Below are 17163 nucleotides of genomic sequence, written 5' to 3'. Positions count from 1 at the left end.
GCCGGATTAGCGCAAGGAGAAGACATGCGGTTGGTCAAGGGAAACCTGAACATCATCAATCTGCGAACCCTGCAGATGGTGATAGAAACCGGATCTCACACGGCAGCGGCGAAGAAGCTGGGCTACACCACTTCTGCAGTATCACAGCAAATAGCTGCCTTGGAAAAAGCCCTTGGCGTTGACCTCTTCGAACGGGGGCCCAGAAGCCTCTGGCCAACGCCTGCCGGCCTTGCAATGAGCGCGCACGCCGACATAGTCCTCCGGCAGGTGGCCAGGGCCGAGGATGAAATGCAGGCCTACGCCTCGGGTTCCCAAGGCAGTCTCCGTATTGGCGCTTCCGGAACAGCGGCTGCGCAGCTGGTGCCCCGGACCTTGTCACGGCTTTCAATGCGCTACGCATCTGCCGACATATCCTTGGAAGACATCAGCCTCCAAAAGGGCCTGGCCAACTCCGTCCTGGAGGGCCTGACGGACCTGGGAATCATTTATGAGTACGCCAGGGTGCCGATACCACGCCCGGAAGGCTTGGTCATTCAACCAATTCTCGATGAAGAGTTGGTGGTCATCAGCGCTGCACATACCGCAGGAAAAACGGGTGACAAGGTCCCGCTTGAGGATTTCGCGAACGAGAATTGGATCACGAACGAGGTTGGGTCTGCAGGCGCGGAAAATTTTTGGGAGATGTGCCAATTGGCCGGCTTCGAGCCGAACATCGGGTTCCACAGCAACGATTTTGACGTCATCAGGGGCCTGGTCAAAGAAACCATTGGTGTGGCCCTCGTGCCGGCGTTGGCGTTGGGTATCGACCGGGGCATCGCGTTTCATCGGCTGATGGACCCGCCGCGGCGGATGGTCCATGTCGCGCACCGCGCTTCAGATATGAACCCTCTCCTCGCGGTAACCATGGCTGCACTGTGCGAAGCGGCCGAGGACTTCATCGATTGGACGACCGATGCTTTCGAGGTTCACTTGGATAGCCCCGTGGCGTCCATTGTTCGTGACTGACCCGTACATTCCTGTTGGCGTCTCATGCCACATGGGCATTGAGCCTGCAATCGTGCCCGAGTTCCGGTGACATGCGCCTGCCCGGAACCCGCAACAAACTGGTTTGTGTCGGTCATGCTTCGTGCTTCTGAAGTCTGGAATTCCAAGTCCAGCGAGCGTAGCGTCAGCGAAAAAGCAGTAGGCGGCGGCATACGATTCCTCATCAAAAAAGGCCGGCGCCGGTTTTGAGGGGACCAGAACGATGGCTGGATGGAATGCTGACACTGCTGCTGGCCCTGTAGGTGCCGGTACAGTCACTCTGGTGGAAGGAACGTCGTTCTGCATTTCTTTGCAGAACGGAGACATGCACGCGGAATATCCGCACGGACTGTTCGTCCAGGACAGCCGTGTCCTGTCCGGCTGGTTTCTTACCGTGAATGGGTCGGCAGGGGCATTCAATTCTTCTTCACCAAAGAGGTTGATACGTCCAGGACATGCTGAGAGGGGGTTCACCGCCTGGCGTCGGCGAACCCCCTTGACTAACTACAGCCGTCCGGCGGTCTCCAGGGGGAGAGAGGTCCTGACGCCTGCCACAGCGTCCCTGACTGCGGAAACCAGGCCGTCAACGTCTTCGTCAGTGGTGTCGAACGAACACATCCACCGCACCTCGCCGATGGCCCTGTCCCAGTCGTAGAACCGGAAGGAACGCCGCACGCTATCCGCCGCCTCCGGCGGCAGCGCCGCAAAGACGCCATTTGACTGCGTTTCCCGGGTGACCTGGACACCGTCGATGGTCTCGATGCCCCTGCGGAGACGCGAAGCCATCTCGTTTGCGTGTGAAGCTGAACGCAGCCAGAGGTCGGACTCGAGGAGCGCGATCAATTGGGCAGAGACAAAGCGCATCTTTGAGGCGAGCTGCATGTCCATCTTGCGGAGGTGCTTCATGCCTGTGCCTGTCTCAGGATCCAGGACGATGACGGCTTCTCCATAGAGAAGTCCGTTCTTCGTGCCTCCAAAGGAGACAATGTCCACGCCGGCATCCGCAGTGAAGGCCTTGAACGGGACTCCAAGATGGGCCGCGGCATTGGCGAGACGGGCGCCGTCCATATGCAGTTTCATTCCCCGGGAGTGCACATGCTCAGCTATGCGCTGCACTTCTTCGGGTGTGTAGCAGGTTCCTACCTCAGTTGTCTGGGTGATCGACACAGCCAGCGGCTGAGCCCTGTGCTCATCACCCCAGCCCCAGGCTTCTTTGTCGATTAGCTCCGGAGTCAGTTTGCCGTCCGTAGTGGCGACCGGAAGAAGCTTGATGCCGGCAACCCGTTCCGGCGCCGCATTCTCGTCGGTATTGATGTGGGCGGTGTCGGCGCAGATCACTGCTCCCCAGCGGGGGAGCAGTGTCTGCAGCGACAGCACGTTGGCGCCGGTGCCATTGAAAACAGGGTAGGCGTCTGCCCCAGGCCCGAAGTGCGCCTTAATGACGTCCTGCAGCCGTTCTGTGTACTCGTCTTCGCCGTAGGCCACCACGTGACCAAGATTCGCCACGCTGATTGCCTCGATAACCTCCGGATGTGCACCGGCGTAGTTATCCGAGGCAAATCCCCTCACCGCAGGGTTGTGGAGGGGGCCAGTCATCGCTGTGCTCCGCTGAGAGCAGCGTCAGCGGTGGCCTTCGATGATGTACCCAGACGGATCCGCTTGCCGTTCAGTTCACCGGCGTCCGCGTCAAAAACGTCGACGACAGCCTCGGCGAGTACATCAACATGCGTGAAGCCAGGGAACTTTCGCTCCGGCTGGGCTGCACGCATGCGTTCGTCGAGCAGTGCCTTGACGACAAACACCAGGCTTGCCGACGAGAGCGGCCCTTCCGAGTTCTTTTCGAAACCGTCTGCAACTGCCAGCGTCCAGGCTTCCGCCGCGGACTTCACGGCAGCGTAGGCGGCATTGTCGGCCGTGGGGCTGGCCACCGACTCCGCCGACACAATCGCAAGCCGTCCTGCCGGCGACTGGATCAAATCATCGAAAAACGCGCGGCTGGTATTCCGCAGGGTCGTCATGATGCCGGTCTGGAGGAAATCCCAGTCGTCATCCGCCTGGTCCTTAACGCCCTTGCCACCTCGCCAGCCTCCGACGAGGTGGATAAGTCCGTCGACAGGACCGAGTTCGCTCCGGACGGCGGCGGCCAGTTCGTTCACCGAGTCCATGTCCGCAAGGTTGCAGGTGTAGCCGGTGACATTGCTGTGGGCGGCGGCCAGCTCGCGGACCCGGTCCTCAAGAATGTCGACTGCCGCCACCTTCGCACCAGCCTTCGAGAGTGCGCTGACCACTGCCGCTCCTGCGGCACTCGTGGACCCGGCCACGACTACGGTTCGACCGGACAGGTTCTCGGTCATTCTGATGCCTCTTCCTGGAATTGTGCCGATGCGTCCCCGGTGATGCCGGCGGTCGATTCAATGACCGGCCGCATCTTCTTCTCGAGCGCCTCGTAGAACATTGAGAGCGGAAATTCGTCGTCGAGGACCTGATCGGTGAGTCCACGAGGGGGTCCGTCGAGGGGGAGGGCCTCCGGCCCCTTTGCCCACACGGAAGCAGGGTGGGGGGTCAAAGTCTCGGAAATCATCGTGTAGGCCGCCAGCCAATGGGCCATCTTCGGCCGGTCGATGGACCGCCAGTAGAGTTCTTCAACCCTCAGCGCCAGCTCGACGACAACTTTGGCTGCATCTTTCCAGTCGATGCTCAGCTTTCCATCGGTCCAGTGCAGGACCCGGTGCTGATGCATCCAGGCGAACAGCAATTGGCCGCCTACAGCGTCGTAGTTGCGCACTCGGCTGCCTGTGATGGCGAAGCGGAAGATGCGGTCGAAAATAACGGAGTACTGTACGAGTTTCGCGTGCTTGCGTGCCTGCTCAGACGACGTTTCGTCCTTTTCGATACGGACGGATTCCTTGAACGCAGTGAGGTCGCAGCGCAGCTCTTCCAGCGAGTACAGGAAGTACGGCATGCGCTGTTTGATCATGAAGGGATCGAACGGCAGGTCGCCGCGCATGTGGGTGCGGTCGTGGATCAGGTCCCACATCACGAACGTTTCCTGGCACAGCTTCTGGTCATCAATGAGCGCAGCAGCATCGGCAGGAAGGTCCAGGGACGTGATTTCCGCTGCAGCCTTCAGAACGCGCCGGAAGCGGGCTGCCTCGCGATCGGCAAAGATGGCTCCCCAGGTGAATGTCGGTGTGGAACGGACGGCCACGCTCTCCGGGAACAGGACTGCCGAGTTGGTGTCGTAGCCGGGGGTAAAGTCCCAGAAGTGCACGGGCACGAAGAGTTTGTTCGAGTACCTGGTGACCTCCAGCTCATCAATGAACTCAGGCCAGATGACATCGAGCAGCACGGCCTCAACGAACCGGTTGGTACTGCCGTTCTGGGTGTACATGGGGAAGACCACCAGGTGGGGCAGACCGTTGATACGCCACTGCTGCGGCTGGAAGGCAAGCAGAGAATCCAGGAAGTCCGGCTCGACCAGGCCGGCAGCCTGCCACTTCTGGAAATCCTGCACTACACGTTCAAGGTATTCGTGGTCGTGCGGCAGGTGAGGCTGAATCTGCTGGATCGAGGCAATGATGCTGTCGATGTCCGCGTTGGCGCGGGCATGGTTCGCGCTGTCGGGGACAGAGCCGTCCTTGACCTGAACCTGCTGCAGATCAATGACTGACTCTTTCAGGTTCTTCCATGCAGGCAGCGACCTGATGTCTGCAGCCAGAAGCTGCACTTCCTCTTGCGCTTTAACTGACATTAGGTATGTCCTTCCAGTGGGTGGGTGCCACGAGACTACAAAGGCCTCCGATGTCAGCGACAGGGTAAGAGCAGTGGCGTTTCTGATACTTCATTTAGCAAAGTTTTCACTGCCCTGGTTCCCGTTCAGCGGGGAAACAGTCTTCGCCGTCAAAATCGGCCGGCCCTATGTCATACGGCACGAGCCGACCCGAAAGTCTCTCAAGAAAAGTCCCCCGCTTACAGAGGTCCGAGTAAGCTGGACAACACCATAATCAAGGCTAAAAGCCTGTATTGGGACGGCCTGGGCCCAGTCCACACCGTTCCGAATCAGAGGATTGAAGTGAGCTACAGTTCCTCTTCTACTTCGTCCACTCATCCTTAAGGTGGACCTGTTCTTTCCTGGTTGTGACCGTGAGTACTATCACAGGCAGCAGATGTTCTTGCGGATCTCGTTTAGTTGCAATCCGCGATTCATCCCCCCTTAAGCGCGGCCGTCTACGGCCCCAGAAAGGACACTGCGATGGCTTCTACGCCACAGTTCACCATTGATAACTCCCCGGCGGTGGGTTTTCACTACCGTCTTGCAATCTTCACGGGCGGCGGAAAGTTCGTCGACGGCTACACCCTGGGTGTGCTGTCGATCGCTCTCGCTGTCCTCCCAGCCAATTTCGGAATGACACCGCTGTTATCCGGACTTGTCGGATCGGCAGCACTGATCGGCCTCTTCCTGGGCAGCATCTGCTTCGGTCAGGTCGCAGACCGGATCGGGCGGCGAAAGCTCTATCAAATCGACCTGATGATCTTCCTGGTCGCCTCGATCGCGCAGTTCTTCGTGACAGACCCGACGCAACTCTTCCTCGTGAGACTGGTACTGGGCATTGCGATCGGTATCGACTACGCGGTCGGCCCGACCTATCTTTCCGAGATGATGCCTCTGAAACTTCGGGGACCGCTGCTGGGCAGCCTGGCCGCAGTGTGGCGGTTCGGCTTCCTTGCCTCCATCGGGGTCGGCGTCTTGTTGAACAGCCTCAATCTCGGCGCCGACGCCTGGAAGTGGATCCTGGTCACCAGCGCCGTTCCGTCGGCAATCGTGATGCTTCTGCGGCTGGGTTCCCCCGAGTCGCCGCGGTGGCTGGTGGCACAGGGCCGCGTCGCTGAGGCAGACGCAGTCGTCAAAAAGCACATCAACCCCAACACGGGCGTGGAAGACCTCGTCGAAGCACTCGCCCACGCTAATGAAAAGCGTCGATCTGCCGGCGAAACCTTCAGGCTGCTGTTTAGCCGCAAGTGGCGTTCGCGGACGCTTTTTGCAGGCTTCTTCTGGATCGCCCAGGCAACGCCGCAGACTGCAATCTTCACCTTCCTCCCGACACTGTTCGTAGCCCTTGGCGTCGCGAACGGATTCACACCCACGCTGATTCAGAACGCCTTCTTCGCCGCCGGCGGAGTCATCGGCATGCTGATTGTGAACAAGTTCACCCGTCGGGGAATGCTGATTACCACCTTCTGGATGATGGCCGTATCCGTGTTGGCACTGGCCATCCTCCCGAAGCCCGACGCCATGCTGGTCATCATTTGCCTTTGCATTTACGCATTCATCGAAGCCATCGCCGGCAACCTGCAGTTCATCTATCCCGCCGAACTGTTCCCCACCTCGATGCGTGCCGCCGGGGTCGGCATGGCGGCGGCACTGAGCCGGATTGGTGCCGCAATCGGCACCTTCGTGCTGCCCATCATTGTCGCTACCTACGGCGCACAAACCCTAATGATCGGCACCGTAGTCCTGCTGGCACTCGGGGCATTCGTTTCCTGGAAGGTGGCACCCGAAACCGGCGGCCGCTCCTTGGTGGAGGAGCCGCCAGCGCGTGAAGCCAAGGACGGAGTTGTTCAGACAACTACCGCTGTCTGAGCAAGCGGTTCCACGCAAAGAGTCGGACTAACCACAACCGAAGACACAAGGGTGCTCCAGCCTGCACAGCATCGCCGCTGGGCTGGCTGGAGCACCTGCTTATTTGTTTGTGCAGCAGCAGGAAGCGCTATCACTTTAATGAGAGATTACGTCGCTACGCCGCACCGTGACGCCCAATCGTCCGCTATGGATGATCGGTATCAGGTCATCGAAGGATTAGTTTAACCTGCGGAAACTTCCGAAAAGCAGATCGAGACGAGTCCTCTCATCTACTTCTACTCGTCCCACTCAAGCGCCGATAACGAACCTTCCGTCAACCTGGCGAGGCTCGGACAAGCTGCGCCTGGTGGCTCTGTTCCATAACCCATGAGAATTGTCCCTGGCTGTGGACGCGGCGGTGGGACCCAAGCCTTTCATTGGACCCGGATGAAAGTCCCCTATATCTGGGCCAACATCGCCCCGGTGTCAGGTTGGGGTGTAGCCAGATCGGATGGACCTATACACCCAACTCATCTTCAATCGCGTGGGGGCCTGTCGAGATAATTGCCATGACGGTCATGGGCGGAACTAAGAGGATAAGGAATAGCAGCGCCGCATCCCAGCTCCCCGAGATGTCATGCAAAGCCCCAACAAAGAAGGGTCCGGGTATGGCCAGCAGGTACCCGGCGCCTTGGGCGAAGCCGGAAAGGACCGACACCCCGGCTGCCGTTCGGCACCTGTATGAAATTAGAGTCATGATCAGAGGGAAATTTACGGTGCTAAGGGAGAGAAGTATTGCCCAGAGCCAGGGGAGTGTCTCTGGAACCAGCAATAGCCCGAGATAGCCGGCCAGCATGCCAGCGCCGGTGACGACCATGATTCCGATGGGTCGTTGGCTGCGTGCGGCAAGCGCTGGGAAGATGAAGGCCAAGGGGATGCCCACGGCCGTCGTCAGGCCAAGCAACAATCCGCTGTTAACTGTAGATATACCTGCCCCGGTGAAAATACTGGGCAGCCATCCAAAAATCGCGTAGGCATGCAGGGACTGTAGTCCCAGGAACACGGCCATGATCCACCCGAGGCGCGTCCGGACTACTTGCTTTACTCCATACTGGCCCCCTTTGCCGGTCAGTGATCGAGCGTCTCCCGGGGCAGAATGGTTCGATATGGCGCGTGGGACGAATACCCACGGAATGATTGCCACGGCCGCTGTGACTCCCCACAGGCCAAGCCCGTAACGCCAGCCTTCCTCGCTGCCGAAGAAGCCGCCAACCGGCGCGGTCAATACACCGGCGGCGGCGACTCCCAGCGTGAGGGATATTCCGTAGGCCGCGTTGAGTAACCCCAGCCGTTGCGGGAAGTGGTACTTCACCAGTGTCGGGAGCAGAACATTGGCCGCCGCGATACCGCCCAGGGCTCCCACACTTGCAATCACGAAAACAATGCCGGAGTCGGTCAGGGCACGCATGCCCTGACCGACTGCCATGAGGAAAAGACTGGCAACGACCGTTTTGTGCAACCCGAACGTTTTTGCCGCCCACGGCGACGCTAAGCCAACGAGGGCAAAACAAAGTAATGGCAGGGTTGTCAGGAGGCTCGCGACGACGTCTGGAAGGTGCAGTGCGGCCCTGACCGCCCCCAGTTCGGGGCCCAAGGCAACGGCGCCTGGTCTCAGATTGAAAGCAGTTCCCAGAATGGCGGCCCCGAGAATTGCTGCTCCGACTCCCGTGGGTACTTGGTCCCGGGTGCGGCCACGTGCCGTTGCTGCGTCCGGCTCCTTAACCTTGGTTGCCTCTCCTGACTCCGCCACGTTTAGTGGTTTGTCGGGAAGCCCAGGTTGATTCCGCCGTGGGAAGGATCCAGCCACCGCTGCGTGACGGCTTTGGCGCGTGTAAAGAACCGAACGCCTTCTTCGCCGTACGCGTGGGTGTCACCAAACAGCGATGCCTTCCACCCTCCGAAGGAGTGATAAGCCACCGGCACCGGGATGGGCACGTTGATACCGACCATGCCGACCTCCACCTCCTGCTGGAATCGGCGGGCGGCACCACCATCATTGGTGAAGATGGCGGTTCCGTTGCCGTAGGGGTTCGAGTTGATCAGTTCCAGGCCTTCCTCGTAGCTTTCTACACGCACGATCGAGAGGATGGGACCAAAGACCTCGTCGTCGTAGACGGGCATGCCAGGCAGGACACGGTCAAAGAGGGTGGGACCGAGCCAGAAGCCGTTTTCGGTGCTCTCACCGTCCGGCGTCTGCTGAGCAATCGGATGCTCACGGCCGTCGACAGCCAGGTCAGCGCCGGCGGCAACTCCTGCGGGAATGTAGGACGTGACCTTGTCGCGGTGAGCGCCCGTGACCAGCGGGCCCATATCGGAAGTCGGAGAGCTTCCGGGGCCTACGGAAATGTCCGCCATGCGCTGCTGAATTTTCTTGCTGAGTTCATCACCGACAGGCTCTACTGCCACGAGGGCGGAGATTGCCATGCACCGCTCACCGGCCGAACCGAAGCCGGCATTGATTGCCGCGTCCGCGGCCAGATCAAGATCGGCATCCGGGAGGACCAGCATGTGGTTTTTCGCACCGCCAAGGGCTTGAACCCGCTTACCGTGCTTTGTCCCGGTCTCGTAGACGTACTGGGCGATTGGGGTGGAGCCTACGAAGGACACTGACTTTATCTCGGGGTGTTCCAGGAGCCTGTCAACAGCCACTTTGTCGCCCTGAACGACGTTGAAAACGCCATCCGGCAACCCTGCCTTTTTCCACAGCTCAGCCATGAAGATGGCAGCTGATGGGTCCTTTTCGCTGGGCTTAAGTACCACCGTGTTGCCGGTTGCAATCGCTATAGGGAAGAACCACAGCGGAACCATCGCGGGAAAGTTAAAGGGTGAAATGATCGCCACAGGGCCAAGCGGCTGGCGAAGAGAGTAGACGTCTATGCCCGTGGAGACCTGGTTGCTGTAGCCGCCCTTCAAGGCCTGGGGGATACCGCAGGCATATTCCACGACTTCAATGCCACGTGCTACCTCGCCGAGTGCGTCGGAGTGAACCTTTCCGTGCTCGGAGACGATCATGGCGGCCAACTCGTCACGGTGGGCTTCGAGGAGCTCCCGGAAGGCGAAAAGTATCCTTACCCGCCGGGAGATGGAAACGTCCCGCCACCCCGCGAAGGCGGTCACAGCCGTCTGCACGGCAAGGTCAACTTCTGCGACGGACGCGAAATCAACCTTTCCTGAGACCTGTCCGGTAGACGGGTCCGTAATTTCCCCCTGCCGCTCCGAGGCGCCTGACCAGGGCCGTCCGCCGATCCAGTGGGTGAGGTGCTTTGCCATTTCTGCGCTTCTTTCGTTGGATTTCGGGAGGTTTACTGACGTTCCTCCTACTGGATTGCTGATTGACGACAATCAGCAACACCGTTAGTGTAGGCGTAGACAAGCAGAAAGGGCTACCCCCTAATGAGCAAGATGCTGATTCAGCCAGTTGCCCAGCAATCGCTGGAAGGCCAAACGCTCCACACCCTTCGCGAGTACATCCTTTCGGGGGCCGCGGCTCCGGGAACCCGCCTCACGGAAGTGGCGCTGGCCGAAAGCATTGGCGTCGCCAGGGCGACCTTGCGGACGGGGTTGACCCGACTTGCGGATGAAGGATTGGTGGTCAAGACCCCTTACAGCGGATGGCATGTGGCAGAACTGACATCTGATGATGTGCGGGAGCTCTGGACCCTTCGCGGCGGGCTCGAGAGTGTGGCGGCCCGACTTGTCGCCGAAACGAGTGATCCGGCAGCCAAACAGCTCATTACCCAGGCCTACGAGGGCCTGGTGGATGCGTGCAAAAGCGGCGACGTGGACCGGATGAGTGAAAGTGACTTCAAGTTTCACGTCACAGTCATCGAGGCGACCGGTCATTCCCGCCTGAAGCGTCATTATGCTCTGGTAGCTCAACAGGTGCGGCTTTATATCCGGACCAGCAACGCCAGCGTGGCCACAGGTCCGCAGGACATCCTGGATCAGCATGCCCCTATTTATGAGTCGCTTATGTCAGGAAGTCCTGCCGAAGCGGCGCATCAGGCGTGGCTGCACAACGCCAGCGAGGGTCAGCGGCTTCTGGACTGGATGGCGAGTCAGAATGCAGAAGCGCCGACCGACGGCAGAAAGGTACCCTAATGCACCCTGCAAACGTAACGTTGGAGCAGCTTGGGCTCAGTACGGAGTCAGGCGGCCTGGCTGCGGACTACATCAGCATGGACGAGCACGAAGCTGTGCGCCACGTCCGAAAGTTCTGGGGCCTGCACACCAAGGCCAGGCGGCTCGCGACTGAAAAAGACGACACCTTCGCCCTCGAAGACGAAGCGGGGGCGACGTTTGTCCTAAAGGTCTCAAACCCGTCCGAGGATGAAAACGAGATAGATTTCGAAGTCAGTCTTCTCCAGCATGTTGCTGCAGATGGATCGGTCCCGGTGCCGGCGTTGCTGCCATCGTGGGATGGAGAAACTCTCGTAACCTTCGTGGATGAGGCGGCCCAGTTGCGCCGCGCGCGCATCATGAACCTCGCTCCCGGGATCCCACTCGACTCCACCGGCTCCAACCCGGCAGAACGGGAAAAAGTCGGAGAAGTCCTGGCCCGCCTCCGCGGGGCAACGGCGTCCTTCAGCCACCCAGCCGAGCACCGGCTCCTGGTCTGGGACGTCCGGCATCTAAGCGCACTTCACCCACTCCTGGACGAGGTCCCCACGCTGTGGCAAAGGGACCTACTGGAGGAAGGACTTAGCCGGTTCGAAGGTATTAAAGGGCGGTTGGAAGGCCTCCGGAGCCATGTGCTGCACAACGACTTCAGCAAATCAAACATCTTCGTCGAGCACGGCCACCCGGACTTTGTCCGCTCCATTATCGACTTCGGTGATGCCGTGCACACGGCCATCGCGGTGGATGTATCCACCGCCCTTCTCAACCAACTGCCCCGAAATACTCGGGACGATGCTGGTGGTGACATTTTTGGCGCCGGCAGGGACTTGCTTCGCGGCTATCTTCGATACGCCGACCTGACCGACGAGGAACTAAGCCTCATCCCGCATCTTGTTATGAGCCGCGTCGTTTCCAGGGCCTTGATCACAATTCACCGTGCGGCGCTTTTCCCCTCAAACTCCACATACATCCTCCGGAACACCGAGCAGGGTTGGAATCAGCTCAAATGGTTCCTGGCGAGATCCGAGGAAGAGGTCTCGCAAACACTTATGCAAAACGTCTAACCGACAATCAGTAAGGACCAGCATGACAACGTCACCTACCCGGCCACGGGGCAAGATGAACAACTCGTTCAGTCCCGAAGGCCTCATGAGTCTGCCGCAGGATTCACGTGAACTGGTTGAGCGCCGGGAACGGCTGCTTGGCCCGGCGTACCGGCTTTTCTACAACGAGCCGGTACATTTCAGCAGGGGCAAGGGCGCGCGGCTGTGGGATGCCGACGGCGCGGAGTACCTGGACGCGTACAACAACGTAGTCTCGGTAGGCCACGCCAACCCGCGGGTCAACGCTGCTGTAGCGGAACAAATGGAAACCCTTTGCACTCACACCCGCTACCTGTCCGAGGGAGTCCTCAACTACGCCGAGAACCTCCTCGGAACAATGGGCGGTCATGGGCGCCACATGATGTTCACCTGCACCGGATCCGAGGCCAATGACCTGGCTCTCCGGATCGCCCAGCACCACACGGGAAACCTCGGCATCATCGTCACCTCCGAGGCTTATCACGGAAACTCCCACCTGACAGCAGGATTTTCTCCTTCTCTGGGCGAGTATTCGCCCCTCGGCCAATGGGTCCGCACCGTGCCGACTCCCGATTCCTACCGCATCCCGCAGGAGGAACTCGGGAACGAATTCGTTGAACACGTCCGCGAACAGATCAAGGACCTGCAACGGCATGGTCAGGGCCTGGCAGCGTTTGTCGTCGATTCCCTCTTCACGTCGGACGGAATCTATTCGCAACCCACAAACTTCCTGGCAAAGGTCGCCGAGGTCGTGCGCGAAGCCGGAGGGCTTTTCATCGCAGACGAAGTTCAGTGCGGCTTCGGGCGGACGGGAGAGGCGATGTGGGGCTACCAGCGCCATGGCTTCGAGCCTGACATCATCACGCTCGGCAAGCCCATGGGAAACGGTTACCCAGTTGCCGGAATCGCGGTGGATCACAACGTGGTCAGCACCTTCGGTTACGACATGCGCTACTTCAACACGTTTGGTGGGAACAACGTTGCGATGGCGGCAGCGCAAGCGACCTTGGACGTTATTCAGGATGAAGGCCTCGTCGGCAACAGCCTCCGCATAGGTGACATCATCCGGGAAGGCCTGGAAGATCTGGCGGAACGCTACGAGTGCATCGGCGATGTGCGCGGAGCCGGCCTGTATCTCGGAGCAGAAATTGTCAGCAACCGCGACACCAAAACCCCCGATGGTCCCACTGCCACCGCGATCGTCAACGGTCTAAGGGCCCGCAAAGTCCTCATTTCCGCGACAGGCGTGAACGCCAATGTGCTCAAAATCCGGCCCCCGCTGGTCTTTTCCAGCGACGATGCAGCCCGGCTGCTGTCAACGCTCGAAGATGTCCTGGCCGACAGCTCCTCCGGCCACAGCACCAGATGAGCCTGGTAAATGCGCTGGCACGAGTCACTCACCGTTGCTGATTGCCACGCCGCTACACCCTCGGAATAAATACCTAAGCGGGTCGCCGCCGGGCAACTTCCCGTCGCACATCCAGAAACCCTGACCTACCCCGTATCACGCAACCCCAGTTCACCGGCCCCACTGGAAAGGAACGGGAACTCCCTCACTTCCCTGAGGGGGGTCGTCTTCTCACCCTGTCGTACCGGAACGTCTGCCCGCCTGGCTGTCCTGCAGCCCCAGGGGGGTGACCAAGCCAGGGGAGGAGTTCACCCATGAGTCCATCATCGGCAGCAAGTTCAGTAGCTTTGTTGTCGAGACGGCAAAGGTAGGCGACTACGAGCCGGTAATCCCGGCCGTAGCCGGCGCTGCCTGAATCACCGGGGCTTAGCAGAGGGGCATGGACCCGTCCAATCCCTTTCCCTCAAGGGATTCCCCCTGGTGACACCTGGCTCGGCCTTGCAGACGATTTCTGTACTAACTGCAGCCGACATCTGAACCCGCTGGGCGGTTAGCCCATGGTTCTAGGGCTTCTCCGCTTGGGACGATCTTCACAAGTGGAGAAGCCCTTTGCCTGGCTCAGGCGTGCCCACAACCGCGCAATCTGGGGAAGCGTCCGCAGCCGGGTAGCCTGGCCTGTCTGGGGCACTTGCTTCAGCGACTCCGCGATACCTTGCGGACCGAGAGGGTCGTGCTGACGAAGAAGGTTAACACCGAGGCGAGGATGACCAGCAGCGCCGGCGTCCATGATCCTGATACGTCGTGGACGAACCCCACAAGAGGCGGAGCAGCCGCCGCAAGGCAGTATCCCAGCCCCTGCACGGTGGCCGACATTCGTCCGGCTGAGGCCTGGTTCTGCGCGAGCTTGATGACAGCGATGAAGATGACCGTGATGCCGCCGCCTTGGGCAATACCTCCACACACGGACCATAGCCACCACAGCTGCGGCAGCAGCAGCAGCCCGACCGGAACGGCGGTCCACAGAAGGCCGAGGGTGACTGCGACCGTCGTCGTACTTCTGTATTTCGCTGCCAGCGGCACTCCAAGGCCCCCCACGATGGCCAGGATCTGGAAAATGGACGACGCCGCACCCGCTTCCGCGGCGGACATGCCGAGCTCATCATGCAGGTACGTGGGCAGCCACGCGGTCACGCCATAGTAGGAGAACGCCTGACCGCCGAATCCCGCCGTAAGCCCAAAGGTGATCCATCGGGAACCCTCCGCGGGCGTGAGCTCGGCCCCGCCGGCTTCCCCGGCACAAGCCAGGAACGCGTTGCGCGGCCCCACGGCAAGAGTCCAGGCCACGATGGCAGCCACGGCGAGGACGGCAACCGAAGCGAGGGCCGCCCGCCATCCCGCCCAACCGGCCAGCGGCGCCATGGTGACCGAAGTCAGGAAAGACCCGATATTCAGCGCGGCGGTGTAGATCCCCATGGCTGTTCCCTGCCGCCATGGGGAGAAGTCCCGGCGGATGATCAGCGGCACGGCGATGTTTCCCACCGTGATGGCTAACCCGATCATCACGGTGCCCACCACAACCAGGGCCGGGCCGGCGGCGGACCGCAGCAGAACCCCTGCCAGCACCCCAAGGATAGTGAGGGTCACCGCGAACTCAGCCCCGAATTTTCGGGCGGCCAGGGATGCCAAAGGCGCAGCCAGCGAAAAGCACAACACCGGGATGCTCGTGAGCAGGCCCAGCAGGACCGGGGAGAAGGACAACTCCGCCTGCATCGGCCCCACCACCGGGGCCACGGCAACGAAGGGGCCGCGCAGATTCAGCGCCAGCAGGCCAATGCAGGCGAGCAGGATCCAGCTGGCGGGGAATCGAGGTAATATCCGCCCACTCACAGGGCAACAGAGAGGAATCGGGAAGGTTTCGTCATTTCACTGCTTTCACACGCCCCTGTGGCCGTGGCGGGAAGAGAGTCCTGGCGCCAGGCCCCGCTCATGGCAACCTGATGCGACTACAGGGACACCACAAGGGCCGAAGGGATGAGGACTGTGCGGAGGCTTTCAGCTCCCGTCAAAGAGCCGATAAATCATGCCCGTCTCGGCCCCTTCAATGGACCGCACGTAAGCATTGGCTACCTGCTTGGCCGTTACGGGCTCTACTCCAGGAAACATGTGGCCGGCCTTGCCAACAGACTCCGCAAGCAACGTCGGACTGACAGCATTTATCCGCAAGGGAGGGACCTCCAGTGCGGCGGCGCGTACGAATGCCTCCACCGCTCCGTTTGCCGCTGCGGCCGCGGACGCGGTGACCACGGGATATGTGGCGAGGACGCCTGTGATGAGCGTGAAGGACCCCCGCCCGTTGAGATATTGCAAGCCCCTCCGGACCAGCTCGATCTGCCCCAAAGCCTTGTCACCCAGGCTGGAGCGGTAGTCGCTGTAGGAAAGGGAACTGATGGTTCCGTACTTGACATGCCCTCCCGCGCACGCCACGGCATCCACGGCGCCGACACTGTGGAACAGCCGTTCTACGGATTCTGCGTCTGTTATGTCCACCGGGTGTGTGTGATCCTTTCGGCTCGCGCCCACCACTTCGTGACCGCGAGCCTCAAGCGTCGCCCTAACAGTCGATCCGATTGTTCCCTTATCTCCAATAAGAAGAACCCTCATCGGAGCCCTCCAGCTTCCGGAAAGCTCTCACGGCTGCAGCGAGGCGCTACCTCAGGCAGTTTCAACGAGGAAATGTCCATGCTGAGCAATGCAGCCGGGGGAGTCCCTCCCTTGAGGCAATCCTTGACCAGACGCTGGCCGCGATTATCGACGTGAGACATGCATGGGCTCCTTTCTTCGGTGCTGCGGTCGCATTGGCAACCCGCAGGATGAGACTTTCTCCCCGTCCGGGAGAGGCGAAGCAAGCCGTCAAATGTTTTTTGGTGTGACCCTTGACATACCCCCGGCTTCAGTCCTAACTTAGATCCACAGACGCTTTTTGTCAAACAATCGACAATCAGCAATCAGGGATTCCACGGCTCATGGTTCTCATGCAGCGACCTGATTTTGGAGGAAGAATGGCAATGACCAAACCGACCAAATATTCCCTAGCTGCCATTGCTTTGGTAGTTATCGCCCTGCTCGGCGGCTATTTCGGCGCCGGACTTCGAGGTCAGGGCGCCTCGGCCAACGGCACCGCTGAAGGTGCCTGGATAGACACGATCAAGAAAAACGGGGAGCTGCGCGTCGGTGTTGCAACGTCGCCGCCGATGACAGTGGAAAAGGACGGCCAGCTCGGTGGCCCGAACCTGATCCCGCTGCAGCGCCTCGCCGACGAACTCGGCGTAAAACTCACGACCGTGCCCGCCTCATGGGGCAACATCGTTTCCGGTCTCCAGGCGAATCGTTACGACGTAGCAGCCAACCTGAACTCGACGTTGCAGAGGGCAGTCGCCATCCAGTTCAGTGACACGGTCTATGACTACCCTGCGGTTTTCCTGGTACCCGCCCGCTCACCGTTCAAGACGGCTGAAGATGTGCTTGCATCGAAGCAGCCTGTGGCGAGCCCTGCAGGAACCGCTGAAGGGGCAGCAGCGAAGAAAGCCGGCGCCGAAGTACTCGAGGTTCCTGACTGGACCAACGCCTTCCAGTCGCTGCAGGCCGGACGCGTCGCCGCGATTTTCGCAGACCTTGCCACAGCAGAGGTACAGGCCCAGCAGGACAAGTCATTCAAGATCATCGTTCCCGAACATCCCATCTATCAGGGTGCTGCAGCCTACGGGCTCCCGGCTAACATCGACCCCCGCTCCAAGGACCTGGTCAATCTGGCTATCTACAACGCCCAAATCAGCGGCGACCTGGACCGGGCATACGAGGAAGTCGGCTACGTGACCGTCGACAAACTCGGGGAACTCAAGAAGTAACGGAGC

14 protein-coding genes and 1 pseudogene are annotated in these 17163 nt (G+C 60.3%); 8 read left to right on the top strand and 7 right to left on the bottom strand.

Going from position 1 to position 17163, the window contains the following annotated elements:
- The first annotated feature begins 24 nt into the window (after positions 1–24).
- Complete coding sequence (locus tag JYA52_RS10265; protein ID WP_205653079.1) at positions 25–1005, top strand: LysR family transcriptional regulator; 981 nt, start codon at positions 25–27, stop codon at positions 1003–1005.
- A gap of 241 nt (positions 1006–1246) precedes the next feature.
- Positions 1247–1492: pseudogene (locus tag JYA52_RS22940) on the top strand (glycogen debranching N-terminal domain-containing protein); the annotation flags it as partial.
- 35 nt (positions 1493–1527) lie between these two features.
- Here JYA52_RS22940 and JYA52_RS10255 read toward each other — a convergent pair.
- The 3 genes from JYA52_RS10255 to JYA52_RS10245 are packed head-to-tail and all read right to left on the bottom strand — an operon-like array spanning position 1528 to position 4774.
- Positions 1528–2619, bottom strand: a complete 1092-nt coding sequence (locus JYA52_RS10255) for a threonine aldolase family protein (RefSeq protein ID WP_205653078.1) — start codon at positions 2617–2619, stop codon at positions 1528–1530.
- Positions 2616–3377, bottom strand: a complete 762-nt coding sequence (locus JYA52_RS10250) for an SDR family NAD(P)-dependent oxidoreductase (RefSeq protein ID WP_205653077.1) — start codon at positions 3375–3377, stop codon at positions 2616–2618. The genes JYA52_RS10255 and JYA52_RS10250 overlap by 4 nt, the downstream gene beginning before the upstream one ends.
- The gene (locus JYA52_RS10245; RefSeq protein ID WP_205653076.1) at positions 3374–4774 is read right to left on the bottom strand and encodes a DUF6421 family protein; all 1401 of its coding nucleotides are present in this window, start codon (positions 4772–4774) and stop codon (positions 3374–3376) included. The genes JYA52_RS10250 and JYA52_RS10245 overlap by 4 nt, the downstream gene beginning before the upstream one ends.
- Positions 4775–5212: 438 nt before the next feature.
- On the opposite strand from JYA52_RS10245, the gene JYA52_RS10240 reads away from it, so the two are divergent.
- Positions 5213–6664 (top strand): MFS transporter, encoded by a 1452-nt coding sequence (locus tag JYA52_RS10240; RefSeq protein WP_205653075.1) that lies wholly within the window; start codon positions 5213–5215, stop codon positions 6662–6664.
- 496 nt (positions 6665–7160) lie between these two features.
- On the opposite strand, the gene JYA52_RS10235 is transcribed toward JYA52_RS10240, so the two are convergent.
- Positions 7161–8297 (bottom strand): MFS transporter, encoded by a 1137-nt coding sequence (locus tag JYA52_RS10235; protein ID WP_205653074.1) that lies wholly within the window; start codon positions 8295–8297, stop codon positions 7161–7163.
- Between the two features lie 158 nt (positions 8298–8455).
- Positions 8456–9973: a CoA-acylating methylmalonate-semialdehyde dehydrogenase gene (locus JYA52_RS10230; RefSeq protein ID WP_205653073.1), complete on the bottom strand. Its 1518-nt coding sequence runs from the start codon at positions 9971–9973 to the stop codon at positions 8456–8458.
- 123 nt (positions 9974–10096) lie between these two features.
- Between JYA52_RS10230 and JYA52_RS10225 the strand changes: the two genes are divergently transcribed.
- The 4 genes from JYA52_RS10225 (at position 10097) to JYA52_RS10210 (ending at position 13667) form a co-directional block, all read left to right on the top strand.
- Positions 10097–10804, top strand: a complete 708-nt coding sequence (locus tag JYA52_RS10225) for a GntR family transcriptional regulator (RefSeq protein ID WP_205653072.1) — start codon at positions 10097–10099, stop codon at positions 10802–10804.
- 77 nt (positions 10805–10881) lie between these two features.
- Entirely contained in the window at positions 10882–11886 is a 1005-nt protein-coding gene (locus JYA52_RS10220) for a phosphotransferase (RefSeq protein WP_205653071.1), read from the top strand.
- A 22-nt stretch (positions 11887–11908) separates the two neighbouring features.
- Positions 11909–13273, top strand: coding sequence for an aspartate aminotransferase family protein (locus JYA52_RS10215; RefSeq protein ID WP_240460177.1), 1365 nt, complete (start codon positions 11909–11911; stop codon positions 13271–13273).
- A 265-nt stretch (positions 13274–13538) separates the two neighbouring features.
- The gene (locus JYA52_RS10210) at positions 13539–13667 is read left to right on the top strand and encodes a proline racemase family protein (RefSeq protein WP_205653070.1); all 129 of its coding nucleotides are present in this window, start codon (positions 13539–13541) and stop codon (positions 13665–13667) included.
- Between the two features lie 278 nt (positions 13668–13945).
- On the opposite strand, the gene JYA52_RS10205 is transcribed toward JYA52_RS10210, so the two are convergent.
- Together JYA52_RS10205 and JYA52_RS10200 are read right to left on the bottom strand one after the other, a co-directional pair.
- The gene (locus tag JYA52_RS10205; protein WP_205653069.1) at positions 13946–15139 is read right to left on the bottom strand and encodes an MFS transporter; all 1194 of its coding nucleotides are present in this window, start codon (positions 15137–15139) and stop codon (positions 13946–13948) included.
- Between the two features lie 165 nt (positions 15140–15304).
- Entirely contained in the window at positions 15305–15913 is a 609-nt protein-coding gene (locus tag JYA52_RS10200; protein ID WP_205653068.1) for a short chain dehydrogenase, read from the bottom strand.
- A 404-nt stretch (positions 15914–16317) separates the two neighbouring features.
- Here JYA52_RS10200 and JYA52_RS10195 point away from each other — a divergent pair, with 404 nt between their 5' ends.
- Complete coding sequence (locus JYA52_RS10195) at positions 16318–17157, top strand: substrate-binding periplasmic protein (RefSeq protein ID WP_205653067.1); 840 nt, start codon at positions 16318–16320, stop codon at positions 17155–17157.
- Positions 17158–17163 lie beyond the last annotated feature (6 nt).

The organism is Arthrobacter pascens, from assembly GCF_017052465.1.
Classification (GTDB): domain Bacteria; phylum Actinomycetota; class Actinomycetes; order Actinomycetales; family Micrococcaceae; genus Arthrobacter; species Arthrobacter pascens.
Note: the sequence above shows the minus strand (reverse complement) of the source record. Positions and strands in the feature narration are given on the sequence as shown.

What these genes read in the sequence shown, in the direction of transcription:
- JYA52_RS10245 (WP_205653076.1), bottom strand. Translation starts at nt 4,774, where the DNA reads ATGTCAGTTAAAGCGCAAGAGGAAGTGCAGCTTCTGGCTGCAGACATC.
- JYA52_RS10230 (WP_205653073.1), bottom strand. Translation starts at nt 9,973, where the DNA reads ATGGCAAAGCACCTCACCCACTGGATCGGCGGACGGCCCTGGTCAGGC.
- JYA52_RS10250 (WP_205653077.1), bottom strand. Translation starts at nt 3,377, where the DNA reads ATGACCGAGAACCTGTCCGGTCGAACCGTAGTCGTGGCCGGGTCCACG.
- JYA52_RS10195 (WP_205653067.1), top strand. Translation starts at nt 16,318, where the DNA reads ATGACCAAACCGACCAAATATTCCCTAGCTGCCATTGCTTTGGTAGTT.
- JYA52_RS10220 (WP_205653071.1), top strand. Translation starts at nt 10,882, where the DNA reads ATGGACGAGCACGAAGCTGTGCGCCACGTCCGAAAGTTCTGGGGCCTG.
- JYA52_RS10255 (WP_205653078.1), bottom strand. Translation starts at nt 2,619, where the DNA reads ATGACTGGCCCCCTCCACAACCCTGCGGTGAGGGGATTTGCCTCGGAT.
- JYA52_RS10265 (WP_205653079.1), top strand. Translation starts at nt 25, where the DNA reads ATGCGGTTGGTCAAGGGAAACCTGAACATCATCAATCTGCGAACCCTG.
- JYA52_RS10215 (WP_240460177.1), top strand. Translation starts at nt 11,909, where the DNA reads ATGACAACGTCACCTACCCGGCCACGGGGCAAGATGAACAACTCGTTC.
- JYA52_RS10200 (WP_205653068.1), bottom strand. Translation starts at nt 15,913, where the DNA reads ATGAGGGTTCTTCTTATTGGAGATAAGGGAACAATCGGATCGACTGTT.
- JYA52_RS10225 (WP_205653072.1), top strand. Translation starts at nt 10,097, where the DNA reads ATGAGCAAGATGCTGATTCAGCCAGTTGCCCAGCAATCGCTGGAAGGC.